The organism is Nonomuraea sp. NPDC049784, from assembly GCF_040659615.1.
GTDB lineage: Bacteria > Actinomycetota > Actinomycetes > Streptosporangiales > Streptosporangiaceae > Nonomuraea.
The window spans coordinates 1-14,501 of the sequence record NZ_JBFAMX010000250.1 but is presented as its reverse complement, the minus strand read 5'-3'; the positions used below and the strand labels follow the sequence as shown (position 1 = coordinate 14,501).

The 14,501-nt window shown below is 69.2% G+C and carries 15 protein-coding genes and 1 pseudogene; 12 read left to right on the top strand and 4 right to left on the bottom strand.

All coding sequences use genetic code 11. The features are described 5' to 3' along the window. Positions 1-239 precede the first annotated feature (239 nt). Both AB0J09_RS36250 and AB0J09_RS36245 read right to left on the bottom strand, forming a co-directional pair. On the bottom strand, positions 240-1,349 hold the full coding sequence (locus tag AB0J09_RS36250) for an ADP-ribosylglycohydrolase family protein (protein WP_360701042.1): 1,110 nt from the start codon (positions 1,347-1,349) through the stop codon (positions 240-242). Beyond that, on the bottom strand, positions 1,339-2,349 hold the full coding sequence (locus tag AB0J09_RS36245; protein WP_360701039.1) for an ADP-ribosylglycohydrolase family protein: 1,011 nt from the start codon (positions 2,347-2,349) through the stop codon (positions 1,339-1,341). Before AB0J09_RS36245 ends, AB0J09_RS36250 begins: the two co-directional genes overlap by 11 nt. Before the next feature lie 182 nt (positions 2,350-2,531). On the opposite strand from AB0J09_RS36245, the gene AB0J09_RS36240 reads away from it, so the two are divergent. Genes AB0J09_RS36240 through AB0J09_RS36225 form a run of 4 tightly spaced genes read left to right on the top strand, consistent with a single transcriptional unit; the run spans position 2,532 to position 6,609 of the window. After that, on the top strand, positions 2,532-3,542 hold the full coding sequence (locus AB0J09_RS36240) for a LacI family DNA-binding transcriptional regulator (protein WP_360701036.1): 1,011 nt from the start codon (positions 2,532-2,534) through the stop codon (positions 3,540-3,542). A gap of 21 nt (positions 3,543-3,563) precedes the next feature. Further along, positions 3,564-4,916 (top strand): extracellular solute-binding protein, encoded by a 1,353-nt coding sequence (locus AB0J09_RS36235; protein WP_360701033.1) that lies wholly within the window; start codon positions 3,564-3,566, stop codon positions 4,914-4,916. Further along, positions 4,913-5,797, top strand: a complete 885-nt coding sequence (locus AB0J09_RS36230; RefSeq protein WP_360701030.1) for a sugar ABC transporter permease — start codon at positions 4,913-4,915, stop codon at positions 5,795-5,797. The genes AB0J09_RS36235 and AB0J09_RS36230 overlap by 4 nt, the downstream gene beginning before the upstream one ends. After that, positions 5,794-6,609, top strand: a complete 816-nt coding sequence (locus AB0J09_RS36225) for a carbohydrate ABC transporter permease (RefSeq protein WP_360701028.1) — start codon at positions 5,794-5,796, stop codon at positions 6,607-6,609. Before AB0J09_RS36230 ends, AB0J09_RS36225 begins: the two co-directional genes overlap by 4 nt. Positions 6,610-6,787: 178 nt before the next feature. Here AB0J09_RS36225 and AB0J09_RS36220 read toward each other — a convergent pair whose 3' ends face one another. Continuing rightward, the gene (locus AB0J09_RS36220) at positions 6,788-7,042 is read right to left on the bottom strand and encodes a hypothetical protein (protein ID WP_360701025.1); all 255 of its coding nucleotides are present in this window, start codon (positions 7,040-7,042) and stop codon (positions 6,788-6,790) included. A 266-nt stretch (positions 7,043-7,308) separates the two neighbouring features. On the opposite strand from AB0J09_RS36220, the gene AB0J09_RS36215 reads away from it, so the two are divergent. The 3 genes from AB0J09_RS36215 to AB0J09_RS36205 all read left to right on the top strand — a co-directional run bounded on the left by AB0J09_RS36215 (position 7,309) and on the right by AB0J09_RS36205 (position 9,079). Continuing rightward, positions 7,309-7,785, top strand: a complete 477-nt coding sequence (locus AB0J09_RS36215; protein ID WP_360701022.1) for a hypothetical protein — start codon at positions 7,309-7,311, stop codon at positions 7,783-7,785. Between the two features lie 126 nt (positions 7,786-7,911). After that, positions 7,912-8,145: a hypothetical protein gene (locus tag AB0J09_RS36210; RefSeq protein WP_360701019.1), complete on the top strand. Its 234-nt coding sequence runs from the start codon at positions 7,912-7,914 to the stop codon at positions 8,143-8,145. A 337-nt stretch (positions 8,146-8,482) separates the two neighbouring features. Then, positions 8,483-9,079 (top strand): hypothetical protein, encoded by a 597-nt coding sequence (locus AB0J09_RS36205; protein WP_360701016.1) that lies wholly within the window; start codon positions 8,483-8,485, stop codon positions 9,077-9,079. A gap of 290 nt (positions 9,080-9,369) precedes the next feature. On the opposite strand, the gene AB0J09_RS36200 is transcribed toward AB0J09_RS36205, so the two are convergent. Continuing rightward, positions 9,370-10,260 (bottom strand): LysR family transcriptional regulator, encoded by an 891-nt coding sequence (locus tag AB0J09_RS36200; protein ID WP_360701014.1) that lies wholly within the window; start codon positions 10,258-10,260, stop codon positions 9,370-9,372. A 74-nt stretch (positions 10,261-10,334) separates the two neighbouring features. On the opposite strand from AB0J09_RS36200, the gene AB0J09_RS36195 reads away from it, so the two are divergent. The 5 genes and pseudogenes from AB0J09_RS36195 (at position 10,335) to AB0J09_RS36175 (ending at position 14,478) form a co-directional block, all read left to right on the top strand. Beyond that, positions 10,335-10,970 (top strand): DUF6152 family protein, encoded by a 636-nt coding sequence (locus AB0J09_RS36195; protein WP_360701011.1) that lies wholly within the window; start codon positions 10,335-10,337, stop codon positions 10,968-10,970. Beyond that, complete coding sequence (locus AB0J09_RS36190; RefSeq protein ID WP_360701008.1) at positions 10,967-11,467, top strand: hypothetical protein; 501 nt, start codon at positions 10,967-10,969, stop codon at positions 11,465-11,467. Before AB0J09_RS36195 ends, AB0J09_RS36190 begins: the two co-directional genes overlap by 4 nt. Before the next feature lie 648 nt (positions 11,468-12,115). Further along, positions 12,116-12,781: a hypothetical protein gene (locus AB0J09_RS36185; protein ID WP_360701005.1), complete on the top strand. Its 666-nt coding sequence runs from the start codon at positions 12,116-12,118 to the stop codon at positions 12,779-12,781. Positions 12,782-12,901: 120 nt separating this feature from the next. Continuing rightward, positions 12,902-12,986 (top strand): annotated as a pseudogene (locus AB0J09_RS36180) (IS5/IS1182 family transposase); the annotation flags it as partial. A 172-nt stretch (positions 12,987-13,158) separates the two neighbouring features. Beyond that, positions 13,159-14,478, top strand: coding sequence for a BTAD domain-containing putative transcriptional regulator (locus tag AB0J09_RS36175; RefSeq protein WP_360701002.1), 1,320 nt, complete (start codon positions 13,159-13,161; stop codon positions 14,476-14,478). The last annotated feature ends 23 nt before the right edge of the window (positions 14,479-14,501 follow it).

The following is a 14,501-nucleotide window of genomic DNA, read 5'->3' as shown; positions in this document are numbered from 1 at the left end:
AGGACTGTTGTGAGCACCGTCATCACAGTCGATCCAAGGGAGGCCGGCGCCGCGAAACCGACCTCAAGCCTCTGAGGCGGATGCCGATGAGCGTGCGGTCACGGCCATCCACGAGTCGCTCCGGAGGGACGGCGCCGCGCCGCTCTCCGGAGTGGGCGTGATGGCGCGGAGGAGCGGTGGGGCTGAGATCGCCGACGAACCACCCGGCCTGAGCACGCGAATCGACCGTCACCGCCGCCTCACGGCCCGTGGACGTCCACCGGGCGCTGCCCTGGACGAGGAGACGAGTCCGCGTCAGGCGCGTCCAGCAGGCGACCCGCGAGAGCGGTGAGGCTGAGCCCCTTCAGGTCGGGAACCAGGACGCCCGCGATCTTGTCGACATGCCGGCGCCACGTGTCGGGCACGGCGGCGGCTCCGGACGCCGCGCCGCACAGTGCGCCCACCATGGCGGGCATGCTGTCGGACTGCCGTGCGACCAGCGCGGCCGAGCCGAGGCCCGTGGCGAGGTCGCCGTCGGCCAGTTCGGCCAGGACGAAGGCCGTGGGCAAGGTCTCGGCGGCCACTCCCCCATGGCTGTAAACGGCCGGGCTAAGCTGCTCGACCAGGCCAGGGACGGCGTCGAAGGCCGAGCGTGCCGACTCGCGGACGTGGGCTGCCCTGGCGAGGTTGCGGGCGGTCCAGCTCCCCTCGGGGATCGCGCCGGCCGCCGCTTGCAGCGCGTCGCTGAGGTGGGCGCCACCGACCAGCGACGCGATGGCCACAGCCATGGCCTGAGCGGCCCAGACTCCGTCCTCGGCGTGGGTGATCTCGGCGTAGCGTCGCGCGACCTCGGCGGCCTTGGCCGGGTCACCGGCGTAGTAGAGGCCGATCGACACTGCGGCGGGTACGGCGCTGTCAGAGTAGTGAACAGGATTGTCGTTGCCGGTGGCGGGCGGCGTGAGACCTCTGGCGCTGTTGATGATCGCGGAGCGTTCGGCCACCCCGGTCCAGACGTCGTCCGACATGCGCTTGCGCCATCCGGCGAAGAGCGCGGCCGAATCGTGTCGCGGCTCCTCGAGAAGCACCAGCGCGGCCACGGCCGCGGTCTCGGCGTCGTCCGTGGGAGACAGCGGGATGTCGTCACCGATGCCGAGCGTGAACGGTAGCAACGGGCGCGAGACCCGCTGTTCGTCCAGTGCGGCCGAGAGCCTCCACCCTGCGGCACGGGCCCACTCCGATCTGGCCCTGCGGTGGAACTGGGCGGGGAGTCCCGCGGCGTCGCCCGCGGCCAGGCCGAGCAGGGCGCCGGCCGCACGCTCGTGCCGCGCGTCCCGGGCGTGGTCGGAGGGTCCCTGTCCGTCAAAGCCCATTGACGGCCACCTCTCTGGGTGCCGAAGTCCGTCGGCCGGCCTCATGCAGCTGGTCGGCCAGTTCGACGAGGTCCGTGCCGGCGGTGGCGGTGATGCATCGTCCGCTCACGCGTGTCACTTGGGCCCGCCACCGTTCGGGGATGGCCTGGGCGCCGTGCAGGGCGCCCGCCATGGCGCCAGCGATGGCGGCGATGGTGTCGGAGTCGCGGCCGATGTTGACCCCCGCCAGCACTACCCGGGCGAAATCCCCCTGATGGACGGCGAACAGGCCGAAAGCCAGCGCGACCGCCTCGGGGGCGGCGTCGGCCCAGGGGTAGTGGAACAGCGGGATCTCCGCGTACAGGGCTTCCTCCGCCGCGGCAGGCGAGCTCGCCGCGGCGGTCACGTCGAGCGCCCTGCCCACCAGCCGCGCCGACCACGAGTCCGGCGGCAGCGCGCGCACGCCCGCGTCGATCACGTCGCGGTGGTCGCCCGCGGTGATCGCGGCGGCGACGGCAGCGGCAACCGCCTGGGCGCAGAAGACGCCGTCGCGGGCGTGGCTGACCGACGCGTCCACGGCCGCGATCCTGGCGGCCTCGTCGGGGTCGCCCATGCAGAGGATGCCGACGGGGGCGACCCGCATCGCGGCGCCGTCGCTCCACATCTCGTAGCTGTCGCTCCCGCTCTGCGGCGGCCGCAGCCCCGAACGCAGATTGGCGATGGCGACCATCTCGCTGAAGCCGGCGCCGTGGAAACCGCCCTGCTGCGCCGCGACCGTGTCCAGCCAGACGCCGGCCACGTCATCGGGGGTGATGCCCCTGCCGTGGGCGAGCAGGCCCCGGGCGCAGAGGACCGCGTACTCGGTGTCGTCGGTGCCGGCCGCGTCCTCGGTGAGGAAGTCGGTGACCCTGCCGTAGCGTGCTCGGATCTCAGCGGGTGTCATGCCTTCGGTGGGCGCGCCGAGAGCATCGCCGACCGCGAGGCCGAGGAGCGCGCCTCGGCACCGGTCCAGGGTGGTCACTCACTCTCCAAGAGTCGCATCGTTTTGCATAATGCCGCACACGCTAGCAGCGCACGCCCTCTCCCGGACAGGATCCTGCCTGCGACAACCTCTGGAAACCGGATCGTTACACCGCCCTCTTGACCGGAGAATGGAGCGCACTCCATGCTACGACACAAATCGATTTGGATTCTGGGGGCGAGATGAAGGAAGCAGGCGGGCGCCCTGACATTGCCGCCGTCGCCGCAGCCGCCGGAGTCAGCGTAACGACCGTGTCCCACGTGCTGAGCGGCCGCAGACCGGTCAGCGCCCGCACCAGGGCCAAGGTGGAGGCGGTCATCGAGGAGCTCGGCTACCGGCCTAACCCGTCGGCCCGCAGCCTGCGCACGCACCGCAGCGAGTCGATCGCGCTGATCGTCCCCGACCTGACCAACCCGTTCTACCCGCTGGTCGCCGCGGGGCTGCAGGACGTGCTGATGTCGAGCGGCTACCTGCTGTCCGTCACCGACGCGGCACTGCCCAGCCGGGCCCTGCCCGAGGTCGTACGGCACGTGCTGGCCCGCAGGGTGGACGGCATCGTGCTGGCCACGTACGGCGCCACGGACAGCGACATCGACAAGATCAGAAAGTCCGGCACCAAGCTCGTACGGCTGGGCGGCCGGTTCCGCGCCGAGTTCGGCGACATCGTCAGGGCCGACGACACCAGCGGCGTGCACGACGTGGTCAGCCACCTCATCGATCGGGGATACCAGCGCGTCGCGTTCCTCAACGGCGAGCCCCACGCCCACCCGAGCCAGATCAGGCTCGAGGGCTACGAACGGGCGCTACGCGAGGCCGGCCGGCCGATCCTGCCCGACCTGATCCACTCGGGCACGTTCACCCGGGCGGGCGGCGCGGAAGGAGCCAGAGCCCTACTCTCCCGCTCCTCCCGCCCCGACGCCCTGGTCTGCGCCAATGACCTGATCGCCGTCGGAGCGCTCGACGTGACCAGGCAGCTCGGCCTGTCCGTCCCCGGCGACGTGGCCATCACCGGCTACGACGACATCGAGGCCGCCTCCCTCATCACCCCCGCCCTGACCACAGTGCTCAACCCGGCTCGCGAGATCGGCAGGACCTGCGCACGTCTTCTGCTCGACCGGCTGGCCGGCGAGTACGACGACACGGCACGCGAGATCGTCCTCGCTCACCGGCTCATCGTCCGCGACTCGTCCTAGCCGTTCGTAAGGAGAACCCCCATGTCCGTCAATCTCGCCCGCCGTGACTTCCTCAAGCTGAGCGGCGCCACGGCGGCCGCCAGTTGGGCACTCGCCGCGTGCGGCAGCTCGTCCTCGTCCTCCAGCGCCAAGAGCGTCACCTACTGGGCCGCCTTCGCCACGCCCGACGGCGAGAAGTACTTCCGCCAGAACCTCGTCGACGCCTTCAACAAGAGCGCGACGGACGTCCGCGTCAAGATGGACGTCAAGCAACTCATGACGCTGGGCAACCTGACCAACACCGCGGTGGCGGCGGGCAAAGGCCCCGACATCGTCTACGCCGACGGCCCCTCGGCCGCCCTGTCCTTCGCCAAGAGCTCCAAGACCGCGGCGCTCGACCAATACGCCACAAAGTACGGCTGGCAGGACAAGCTGCTGCCGTGGGCCTACGAAGTCAGCAAGATCGACGGCAAGCTCCACTCCGTGCCCGTCGGCTACGGCTCGCTGGTGCTCTACTACAACCCCGACACCTTCGCCAAGCACGGCTGGAAGGTGCCGACCACGCTGGCCGAGTTCGAGGCCGTGTGCGCCGCTGCCAAAAGCGCGGGCCTGATCCCCGTGGGTGCGGGCAACAGCGGCTACAAGGCGCAGAGCGAGTGGTACCTGACCTGCGTGCTCAACGCCGCCGTGGGCCCGAAGGCCATCCACGAAGCGCTCACTGGCGCACGACCGTGGGACGACAAGGTCTTCGTCGACGCCATCACCCTGTTCAAGGCACAGATCGACAAGGGCTGGTGGGGCGGCGGCGCCGACCGCTACTTCACCAACACCGACACCGACATGTTCACCGGTCTGGCCGGCGGCAAGGTCGCCATGTACATGACGGGGACGTGGAGCTTCGACTCGGCCGACACGTTCTTCACCGGCGGCAAGAAATGGGACTGGGCGCCGCTGCCCTCGCTCGGTGACGGCGTGCTCCCGGGGGTCTTCCCGCTGGCGATCGGCACCACGCTGTCGATCAACGCGCGTTCGGAGAACCCGGCGGGGGCGGCCGAGTTCATCGACTATCTCATCGCCGATCCCAAGCGCATGCTCGGTTTCCTCGCCACGACCGGCACCAACCCGCCGCCCCTCAAGGTCTCCGCCGACGCCTACCCGGCCGGCATGGACGAGCGGGTCGCGCGGTTGTACAAGGCCATCCCCGAAACCACGAACCTGGGCTACGCGAGCTGGAGCTTCGTCCCGCCGAAGACGGACACCTACCTCTACACCGAGTTCGACAAGGTCATCACGGGTGCGATGTCACCGGCCGACTTCTGCGCCGGACTGCAGAAGACCTTTGCAGCCGAGCTCGCGGCGGGCGCGGTGGCCAAGCCGTTCGCCCCCGAGTCGTGAGCGCGCCCCGTGCCCGCGCCCGGCTGACGGCCTGGCTGTTCATCGCCCCCCTGCTGCTCGTGAACCTGCTCGTCGTCGCCGGGCCCGGCCTGATGTCGGTCTACTACTCCTTCACCAACTGGGACGGCCTCGACGAAGCGCACTTCGTCGGGCTCGCCAACTACATGGCGCTGTTCGGCAGCCCCGACTTCCGCGGGGCCCTGCTGCACAACCTGCTCTGGACAGCCTTCTTCCTGGTCGTGCCGATGTCGATGGGGCTGCTCGGCGCCTTCCTGCTGTCCAGGATCCGGCGCGGCCAGATGCTGTTCCGGCTGCTCTACTTCATCCCGTACGTGATCGCGACCGTCGTATCGGCCGCCATCTGGCGGCAGATCCTCAGCCCGACCAGCGGTCTCGCGCCCGCCCTCGCCGGCCTCGGCATGCCGTGGCTCGGGGACGTGAACTTCCTCGGTGACGGTCGGCTCGCCCTCGGCGCGGTGGCCTTCATCAACAACTGGCAGTGGTGGGGCTTCCTGGTCGTGATCTTCCTGGCGGCCATGCAGTCGATCGAGCCGTCACTGTACGAGGCCGCCCGGATGGACGGCGCGGGTAGCTGGCGGGAGTTCTGGCACATCACCCTGCCGTCGATCCGCCCGACCTTCATGTTCCTCTCGCTGATGACCGTCATCTGGTCGTTCCTGGTCTTCGACTACATCTACATCCTGACCCAAGGAGGTCCCGCCAGCGCGACCGACGTGCTCAGCACCGTGATGTACCGCGCCGCGTTCAGCGAACAGCAGGCCGGCTACGCCTCGGCGATCGGTGTCATCCTGACCCTGATCAGCGCTGTCACCGTCGGCGGCTACCTCTACCTGCGCCGCCGCCTGAGGTGGGAGATATGACCCGGCGCCCGTTCGCCTACCTGATCCTGACCGTCCTGGCCGTCTACGCGCTCGGCCCGATGCTGGTCTTCGTCCTGGCCTCGCTGAAGACTCCGAGCGAGATCAGCGAGAATCCCCTCGGCCTGCCCGGCGAGTTCCGCTGGGAGAACTTCGCGACCGCCTGGGCCGACGCGAACATGGGCGTGGGGCTGGTCAACAGCGCGATCATCGCGGTATCGACCGCGGCAGGGGTCTGCGTCATCTCGGGCTGCGCGGCCTACGCACTCGGCCGGCTCGACCTGCCCAAACCCGGGCTGTTCATCCTCTACCTGCTGGTCGCCAGTTCCCTGCCCATCCAGCTGTTCCTCGTGCCGCTGCTGTCCCTGTGGACGAAGCTCGGGCTGTACGACAGCAGGTTCGGTCTGATCGTCATCTACTGGGCCATCTACAGTCCGTTCGCCACGTTGCTGATCCGCTCGTTCCTGCTCGCCGTCCCCAGGGAGTATGAAGCCGCAGCGCGTCTCGACGGCGCGGGAGAGCTGCGGCTGTTCATCCGTATCGTCTTCCCGTTGATCTGGCCGGGCGTGCTCACGGCGGGTCTGATCGCGGGGCTGCAGGCGTACAACGAGTTCCTGCTGGCCGTGACGTTCATCCAGGACAGCGAGAGCCTGCCGGTCTCGCTGTCGCTCTACTCCTTCCAGCAGGGCTTCTCCCCCGACTGGGCACTCGTCAGCGCAGCCGGGCTGATCATGGTTCTGCCGCCGCTCGCGCTGTTCCTCGCTCTGCAACGCCGCTTCGTCGAGGGTTACACCTCCTCCGGGATGTCAGGCTGAGCACGCAAGTCGCCCAGCGCGCCCCAGACCTTTGATCCCGCAGTGCACGTGTGGGAGAGGGTTCGGCAGAGATGGTGTTCTTTGAGGATGAGCACTCTGTCCAGGAGTTCGCGGCGCAGGGTACCGGTGATCCTTTCGCAGTGTGCATTCGCTTGCGGGGCCTGCGGTGGACTCGTGATTACCCGCAGGCCGGCGTCGGCGAAGACCGCGTCGAAAGCCTGATGGTGTCCACGTGCAGGAAGTCGACGGCGATAATGTGCTCGGCCTGGGCGGTCAGGAACTGCTTCCTCGTCGGCCCACTGCGGCGCGGAGCGGGGTCGATCCCGGCCCGGTTCAGGATGTTCCCCACGGTAGAAGCCGAGATCGTGTGACCGAGGCGGGTCAGTTCACCGTGGATGCGCCGGTGGCCCCATCCCGGGTTCTCTGCGGCCATGCGCAGGATGAGGGCAGGTGATTCGAGTTCTTGAGCCCCACAGGACGAAGATCAGATAAAGCAACCGCAGCGCCATGAACAGCGATCATGCCCGCCAGAACGGGAACGCCAAACCCCAGGTCAACCCCAACGGCCAAGTTTCAGGGTCCCTCGAGTTTCTCCCTTCAGCCCCGTTTCAGTGGCGTTTCAGCACCGGCTCGTTGACTGGGCGGCGTTCGGGGCCACCCGTGCGGCAGAGAAATGAGGAACCGGTGAATCGTCCATCCATGGTGACCGCGTTGGCGCTCGCGTCCATTGCCGGAATCGTCGGCGCCGGCGGCCCTGCGGCCGCCGCCACGACCGTGACGGCCGCCAAGCCGTTGTTCGAGGTCTACGGAAAGACATATCTGGGCGAGGTCTGCAAGACGCAAACCGTTGACAAGCTCAAAGGGGTCAGCGCCACGGGCCCGTTTACGCTGCGCATGAACCTGACCGGCTCCGTCTCGGCGACCTGGTCCGCCAAGACGGGCGTCGGCGCGGGCGCCATCTCCGCGGAAATGGGCTTCGACGTGACCAAGAGTTACTCCATCTCCATCGTCGGCAGCTACGCGGTGCCCAGCGGGAAGCGGGGTCACTTGGAGGCGTACCCGTGCTTCGCCCGGTACAGCTTCAAGACCAGACTCATCACCGGAGGTGCTTCCAGTAAGGGGTTCGCGGAGAAGCCGGTCGGCGTGCACTTCAAGAAATGGCTGACGAAGAAGTAGCGCCGTCGGGATCCCGGACCTCGGACGCGGCGGCACCGCGCCCGAGGTTCGGGATCAGTAAGCGGCGCCCGGCTCGTCAGGGCTGACCAGACCTTCGCATGCCCAGGGTGTGCTCGCCCGTCGCAGGTGACGGGCCGCGCCGGTGACTTCCTGTACGTGCCGGTCGGCGGCCTGCACGCCTTCAAGAACGTGACGGACGACCCCACATCGATGCTCATGCTCTTCTCCCCGGGCGCCCCGCGCGAGGAGTTCTTCGAAAGGGTCGCAGAGATGGCGCAGCGCGGCAGTGAGGAACTCAAGGAGTTCCGTGTGCGGCACGACAGCTACTTCGAGGAGGACTTCGGACCGGCGGCGGTGTAGTGCGCAGCCGGTGCGGCGGGAGGTCAGCTACCAGTTCCACCTATCTGAGATGGCGTTGCCGCAGGTTGGTCGTCTCGCGTTCGCGTCCGAAGGTGTCTCGTTGAGCAGACCCCTAACGAGACGCTCCCGCCGCCGCAGCTCCGGCCGATCAGCTGTTGTCCCTTCCGGGTGAAGCTGGCGGAACGAGACGCGCGTGACCTGCAGCGGGACAGGTTGATGCGGATGGGTTCTGGTGGTGTTGTTCAGGTGTTGTTGTCGGTGAGCCGACGCTGGTCTTCCCTCCCTCACCGCAAGTCGCCTAGCGTGATCGTCAACTACGGTCGATCCGGAGGCGTTCATGGACATTGCGGTCTGGCTGAGCGGCTTGATGGCTCTGGCTGGAGTCGGGCTGGGTGGTCTGCTGTCGTCTCGGGCGCAAGATCGGGCATGGAAGCGCGAGGAACAACGACGCTGGCGAGACGCGCGTCGCACGACGTATGCCGATTTCGTGACCGCGGTCAGGGAGTACCGGTCATTCGTCTCCGGGCCAGACGCCCGGGTCGAGGTGTGGATGCACCCTGAGGGAACGCGTCTCACCCCCGCAATAGGCCAAGACGGCGCTGCGTACCAGACGAAGATGGAAGCGTCCTTCACCGCAGTCCAGATGGCGGCTCAAGATCAGGAGACCCTGAATAGGGCGCATTTCCTCGCCAGCATCGCGCGCCGTGTTGCTGTGGCTCGCGCCGTCTACGGCCCCGGCCAGGTGCCGAGCGATCTTGATGAGAGCCTGTTCACCGCAGAACACGGGTTCCTCAACTCCGCGCGCCGCGACCTCGGTCTTCTCGACATGGACCAGGTCCCCTTCCCTGAGAAGCTCGCGGACATCGACAACACCCTGATGGACGCCTACCGCCACCAGCCCCAGGAGCATCACACCGAGTCGGAGTCTGTCTAGCGGTTGCGGGTGAACCTGTTCAGGTCGTGTTGTCGGTGAACCGGTGTGTGGTGCGTTGGCTCTGCCAGATCGCGCCGGAGAAGGTCTCCATCGGGGCGCTCCACTGGCGGATGAGGACGGAGGCGCTACTGGACGGGCCCGGCCGCCCAGCACTACCTCGCGCAGGTGGTGCTGCCGCGGCGCGAACTGGCCGACCTGCAGGAGCCGTGCCTGCACACCGCCGAGAACCTGCGCCGCCGGGCCGAACGCCTCCGCGAGGCCGCTGCACGGACACCCGACCCCCGTGAAGATCAGCCGACCCGCGTGGGGAACAGGGAGCGGAAGTTGTGCACCGCAGGGTTCGAATCGCCGATGCGCCAGGTCACGTCGAGCGTGACGACCCTGGTCGCCGGTGACAGCGGCCGGAAGACCACGTCGCCGCGCCGCAGCCGGGCCACCGACTCAGGCACGATCGACACGCCGATCCCCGCCGCCACCAGGCTGACGATCGTCTGCATCTGCACGGCCTCCTGGACGATCCGGGGCTCGAAACCGGCCGCCCTGGCCACCGCCATGATCTGGTCGTGCAGGCCGGCGCCGTAGCGCCGGGGGAACAGCACGAACGGCTCGCCGGCCAGTGCCGAGGCCGGGAGCGGGGTACGCCGGGAGAGCGGATGGTCGCGGGGCAGGGCTGCCAGCAACAGCTCGCGGGACACAGTTTGGGTCGACAGCACCTCGGCGGCCGGGCCAGCCAGCGGCGCGTGCAGGAGGCCGACGTCGAGCAGTCCCTGTCGCAACCCCTCGGCCTGCTGCGCGGTGGTCAGCTCGCGCAGCTCGACCCCGACGCCCGGATAGCGGCTGCGGAAGCGGCGCAGGACCCTCGGCAGCGTCACGTTGGTCGCCGAGCCGACGAACCCGATCACCAGCCGCCCCGCCTCGCCACGGCCGGCCCTCCTGGCCGACGCCGCGGCCAGCTCGGCGTGGGCCAGGCTGACGCGCGCCTCGGCCACGAACGCCTCGCCCGCAGGGGTGAGCCGCACCTGCCTGGTCGTCCGGTCGAACAGCCGCACGCCGAGCTCCTCCTCCAGCCTGCCGATCTGCTGGCTGAACGGCGGCTGCCGCACGCCCTCGCGCAACGCGGCCCGGCCGAAGTTGAGCTCCTCGGCGAGCGCCACGGCGTAGCGGAGCTGCTGCAGATTCATATGCGATTTATATCAATGGGGCCTGACTATGCTGCCGATCCGGCATGATCCGGTCCAGTGGCCAGGCTGGGCGTATGAAGCTGATGATCGCTGGAGCGGTGGTGGCCGCCGGAGTCCTGCACCACGGCTGGGAGGACTTCCACACCGAACGCCCGCTCTACGTCTCGGGAACGGTGACCCAGGTGCGGTGGGGCAATCCGCACCCGGAGGTCCGGCTGCGCGTGTCCGGGCCGGTGACGCTGCCCGCCAGGCTGGCGGAGCGGGCCATCCCGGCCGAACTGGAGGAACTCGGCGGGCGTGAGGTGCTGCGCCGCACGCGAGCGTTCGACGGGACGGACGAGCTCGCCGACGGCGAGCTGGTGCTGGTCCTGGCCCCGGTGGAACGGCTGTCGGCCTGGGGGATGCCCGACCGGGTGGCGGAGGGCGAGCGTCTGGAGGCGGTGGGGTACATGCACCGCGAGCACGCCGACGAGTTCCGGCCCGAGCTGCTCGTCCGGGGGGACGGCCGGGCCATCCGGCAACGTTCGGTCCCCCTGCCCGCGCGCCCGCTGGCCGGGGGCGCCTCCTCCCCAGCCGACACGGCCGCCAGCACGGCCGCCGACGCCCCCGGCGGGCCGCTGCCGTGGCTGATCGGCGGGGTCTTCCTGGTCGGAGGGGCGACGGCGGCGGTCGTGGCGCGGGCGCGCAGGAAGGGCGGCGACCCCGCATGATCCTCCGCCCCCGGCCATACGACGTCCTCGGCTGGGTGGAGGAGTGGTGGGTGGCGGAGTTCGTGCGGGTGACGCCATGGGTGTACTCCTCGCTGGAGATCGTCCACCTGCTGGGCCTCTCCCTGCTGGTCGGCCCCGCGGTGCTGTTCGACCTGCGGCTGCTCGGTGCGGGTCGGCGCTTGATCACGGTTGTGGCGGCGGCCCGGCATCTGCTGCCCGTGGCCTGGGCCGGGTTCACCACTGCCGCCGTGTCCGGGGCGGCGATGTTCGCGGCCGGTGCCAGGGAGGTCGCCGCGACCGGTGCGGCCCCGGTCAAGCTCGCCCTGCTGGCGGTGGCAGGCCTCAACGCCGCCGTCTTCCACCTCGGCGTCTACCGCGGCGCGGGCACGTGGGACGGGCACCGCCGCCCGCCCCGAGCGGCCCGGGCCGCCGGAGCCGTCTCCCTGGTGACCTGGACGGGTGTGGTCGCGTGCGGCCGGTTGATCGCTTACACCTGATAGATCCGGCCGGAGGACCGGGGGTCAGCGCATCTTGGCCAGGCAGCGGACGACCGTCGTGGTCAGGGTGCCAAGCTCCGAGATGCCGATGGCGACCGTGCCGCCGTCGGCGAGGGTGAACGGCAGGTCGGGCACCCGGAATGTGCTGGTGGCCAGGACGGCGCCGTCGGGGGAAACGTCGGCGCGGAACAGGTGGCCTGGGGCACCGACTCGACCGCCGGCACGGCGATGCCGCTGCGGTCGCGGGTCTCCGGACCGTGCCGCCGGACCGCCTGGTCGGGTTTTCCTGCGAACCAGGATGCCTCGGTGAGGTGTATCCGGACGCACACCGCCGAGCGGTTGGGCGCCCGCCGTGCCGGGCGGGCTGCAGCTCGTCGGGCTGCCGACCGGCACGTGCCCCAAGCCGATGATGGTGAGATTCCCCGTTGCACGGACACCTGAGGTGCCGACCGTTTCAGGGTGTTTTCAGAGCCGTTTCAGGGCCTCACGCCAGGATGGCTGACCACGAATGACCACGACCTGCCGGGGCGGGCGGTGGCACGCAGATGCCCATGCGCGGCATGGTGCGGACGCCCAGCTTGCCAGCCGTCCGTGCTTGGAGATCCGCGCGGCGCGCCCTGGCACGGGACAGGAAGGCGATCCATTTCCATGACACGCGCACGTGCCGTGCTGCTGGCAGCTGTCGCGGCGACGGCCATGACTCTCACCGCCTGCGGCGTGGGGGACGTCCTCAGGCCCGCCGCCGACCGGCAAACCCCCGAGACCAGCGCGGCCGCGGAGGAGCCAAGGCAGAGTCCCGCCGGAGAACCACGCGATGGCGACCCGGAGGCGTCCTCTGGCTCGGACGAGGCCCGGTCGGAGCCGGCAGAGCCGGGGAAGACGACAAAGGCGGGCACCCGGCTCCGGCTCGGTGAGCAGGCGATCCTGCCATATAGGAACGGGTACGTCGGGATCACCGTGACCGCCGTCGAGAAGGGCGACCGGGCCGCGTTCGAGCGGGAGTTCGGCACCCGGGCCAGGGGCATTGTGCCCTACTTCATCCGCTACACCGTTGAGAACGTGGACGGTGCGGACAAGTCGTTCATGTCGGCTCCGTACCTGCAGCCGCTCACCGCGACCGGCGGCCCCACTGGTGCCGTGCTGACCGGTGGCATAGGCGGCTGCGAGAGGAAGTCGGCCCCGGAGGGCTTCGCACGGGCTGGCGCCACCTTCGATACCTGCCGGTTGACGGGTGCCCGGTCGGGTGTGGAGATCGTGGGTGCGGAGTTCGACGACGACGCTTACCGGGACGACCCAGTGGTGTGGCGGAAGTAGCGGACCCGGTGGGTTGGGAGTTCTCGCGTCATTAGGCAAGCGCTGCTTCTAGCTCCATCGGCAGGTATCGGAAAAGGAAACGACCAGCTCTGCGGCGACCATATACGGGGATCATCGCCCAACCGCGCCCACGCCCGGCTCCGCGGCCCCGGCGAACGAGCGAACACCCAGGTGAAGAGCTGGCAGCCTCCGCAAGCGACGCTGCAGCCGCGGCAAGGCCAGCCATCCATGCAAGGGCCATCGCAGTCCTTCAAGACCACCAGGTCGCACAGGCTTGATATGGAGCACGAGTCAGGGACTGTTCGGTTAACTGACATATGACAAGTGAGGCAACGATGGGTCAAGAAGTCGACCATGGTTGTCGGGTGGGAGGGGCATTGGACACGACGGAGTTTCGGCTGCTGGGGCCTGTTGGGGTGTGGGCGCGGGACAAGCTGATCGGGCCTTCCACGGCGCAGCAGCGCTCGGTGTTGGCGATGTTGCTGCTGAACGTGGGTCGCGTGGTTTCTCTGGACCGGCTGGTGGAGGCGGTGTGGGGGCAGGAGCCGCCGGTGTCGGCGCGCAATGCCGTTCATGGGTACGTGTCGAGGCTACGGCGGGTCCTGGTCGCCGTTCCAGATACGGAACTGGCCACGTCGCCGCCGGGTTATCGCCTGGACCTTGATCCGATGCTGGTGGATCTGTATCGGTTCCGCACCCTGGTCGATCGGGCCAGGTCGAGCGCCCCGGAGGAGGCGGGCGGGCTGCTCCGGCAAGCGTTGCGCCTGTGGCATGGGCCGCCGCTGGCGAACGTGGCGGGTGAGTGGCTGCACGATGCGTTAGGCGCGGCGTTGTGGGAGGAGCGGCTGGCCGCTCTCGAGGAACGCATCGCGATCGACCTGCGATCCGGCCGTCACCGCGAGCTGCTGGCCGAGCTGCCGATGTTGCTGAGCGAGCATCCGTTGCGTGAGCGGCTGGCGTATCTGATGATGACGGCGCTGTACCAGAACGGCAGGCGAGCCGCCGCGCTGGAGGTCTTTCGAGACGCCCGGGCCAGACTGGTGGAGGAGCTGGGGATCGAGCCGGGTGCCGAGCTGCAGAACCTCCATCGGCGGATCCTCGAGGCGGACTCCGCCGCACCGTCATGGGCGTGTGGGAACCCGGAGCACGCAGGGCTGGTTCCTGCCGAATTGCCGGCCGACGTGGCGACCTTCATCGGGCGTCCGGCCGAGGTGGCGCGGCTTTCCGGCCTGCTCGGTGGCGATGGGCGGAGCAGGACGGGGATCTGCCAGATCAGCGGGATCGGTGGGATCGGTAAGTCCGCCCTGGCCATCCACGTGGCCCACTTCGTTGCTGATCGTTTCCCCGATGGCCAGCTGTATGTGAACCTGCAGGGCGCCACGCCGGAGGTCGATCCCGTCACGCCGCTGGCGGCGCTCGGCCGGTTCCTGCGCTCGCTAGGGGTGGCCGACTCGGCGGTGCCGGTGGAGGTGGAGGAGGCCGCGGGCCGCTTCCGGTCGCTGACCGGCGGGAGGAGGTTGCTCGTCGTGCTGGACAATGCCCGCGACGCGGCGCAGGTACGGCCGCTGTTGCCGGGCAGCCCTACCTGCGCGGTGCTGGTCACCAGCCGCAGGATGCTCACCTCGTTCGGAGGCGCGGTCCAGGTCCCGCTCGATGTGCTGCCCGTCTCACTGCGATACCACGAACCGTGTCGCTAGAATCACCGAGCGTGACATCCCCA

What these genes read in the sequence shown, in the direction of transcription:
- AB0J09_RS36250 (WP_360701042.1), bottom strand. Translation starts at nt 1,349, where the DNA reads ATGGGCTTTGACGGACAGGGACCCTCCGACCACGCCCGGGACGCGCGG.
- AB0J09_RS36195 (WP_360701011.1), top strand. Translation starts at nt 10,335, where the DNA reads ATGAAGCTGATGATCGCTGGAGCGGTGGTGGCCGCCGGAGTCCTGCAC.
- AB0J09_RS36185 (WP_360701005.1), top strand. Translation starts at nt 12,116, where the DNA reads ATGACACGCGCACGTGCCGTGCTGCTGGCAGCTGTCGCGGCGACGGCC.
- AB0J09_RS36205 (WP_360701016.1), top strand. Translation starts at nt 8,483, where the DNA reads ATGGACATTGCGGTCTGGCTGAGCGGCTTGATGGCTCTGGCTGGAGTC.
- AB0J09_RS36190 (WP_360701008.1), top strand. Translation starts at nt 10,967, where the DNA reads ATGATCCTCCGCCCCCGGCCATACGACGTCCTCGGCTGGGTGGAGGAG.
- AB0J09_RS36225 (WP_360701028.1), top strand. Translation starts at nt 5,794, where the DNA reads ATGACCCGGCGCCCGTTCGCCTACCTGATCCTGACCGTCCTGGCCGTC.
- AB0J09_RS36235 (WP_360701033.1), top strand. Translation starts at nt 3,564, where the DNA reads ATGTCCGTCAATCTCGCCCGCCGTGACTTCCTCAAGCTGAGCGGCGCC.
- AB0J09_RS36240 (WP_360701036.1), top strand. Translation starts at nt 2,532, where the DNA reads ATGAAGGAAGCAGGCGGGCGCCCTGACATTGCCGCCGTCGCCGCAGCC.
- AB0J09_RS36220 (WP_360701025.1), bottom strand. Translation starts at nt 7,042, where the DNA reads ATGGCCGCAGAGAACCCGGGATGGGGCCACCGGCGCATCCACGGTGAA.
- AB0J09_RS36215 (WP_360701022.1), top strand. Translation starts at nt 7,309, where the DNA reads ATGGTGACCGCGTTGGCGCTCGCGTCCATTGCCGGAATCGTCGGCGCC.
- AB0J09_RS36200 (WP_360701014.1), bottom strand. Translation starts at nt 10,260, where the DNA reads ATGAATCTGCAGCAGCTCCGCTACGCCGTGGCGCTCGCCGAGGAGCTC.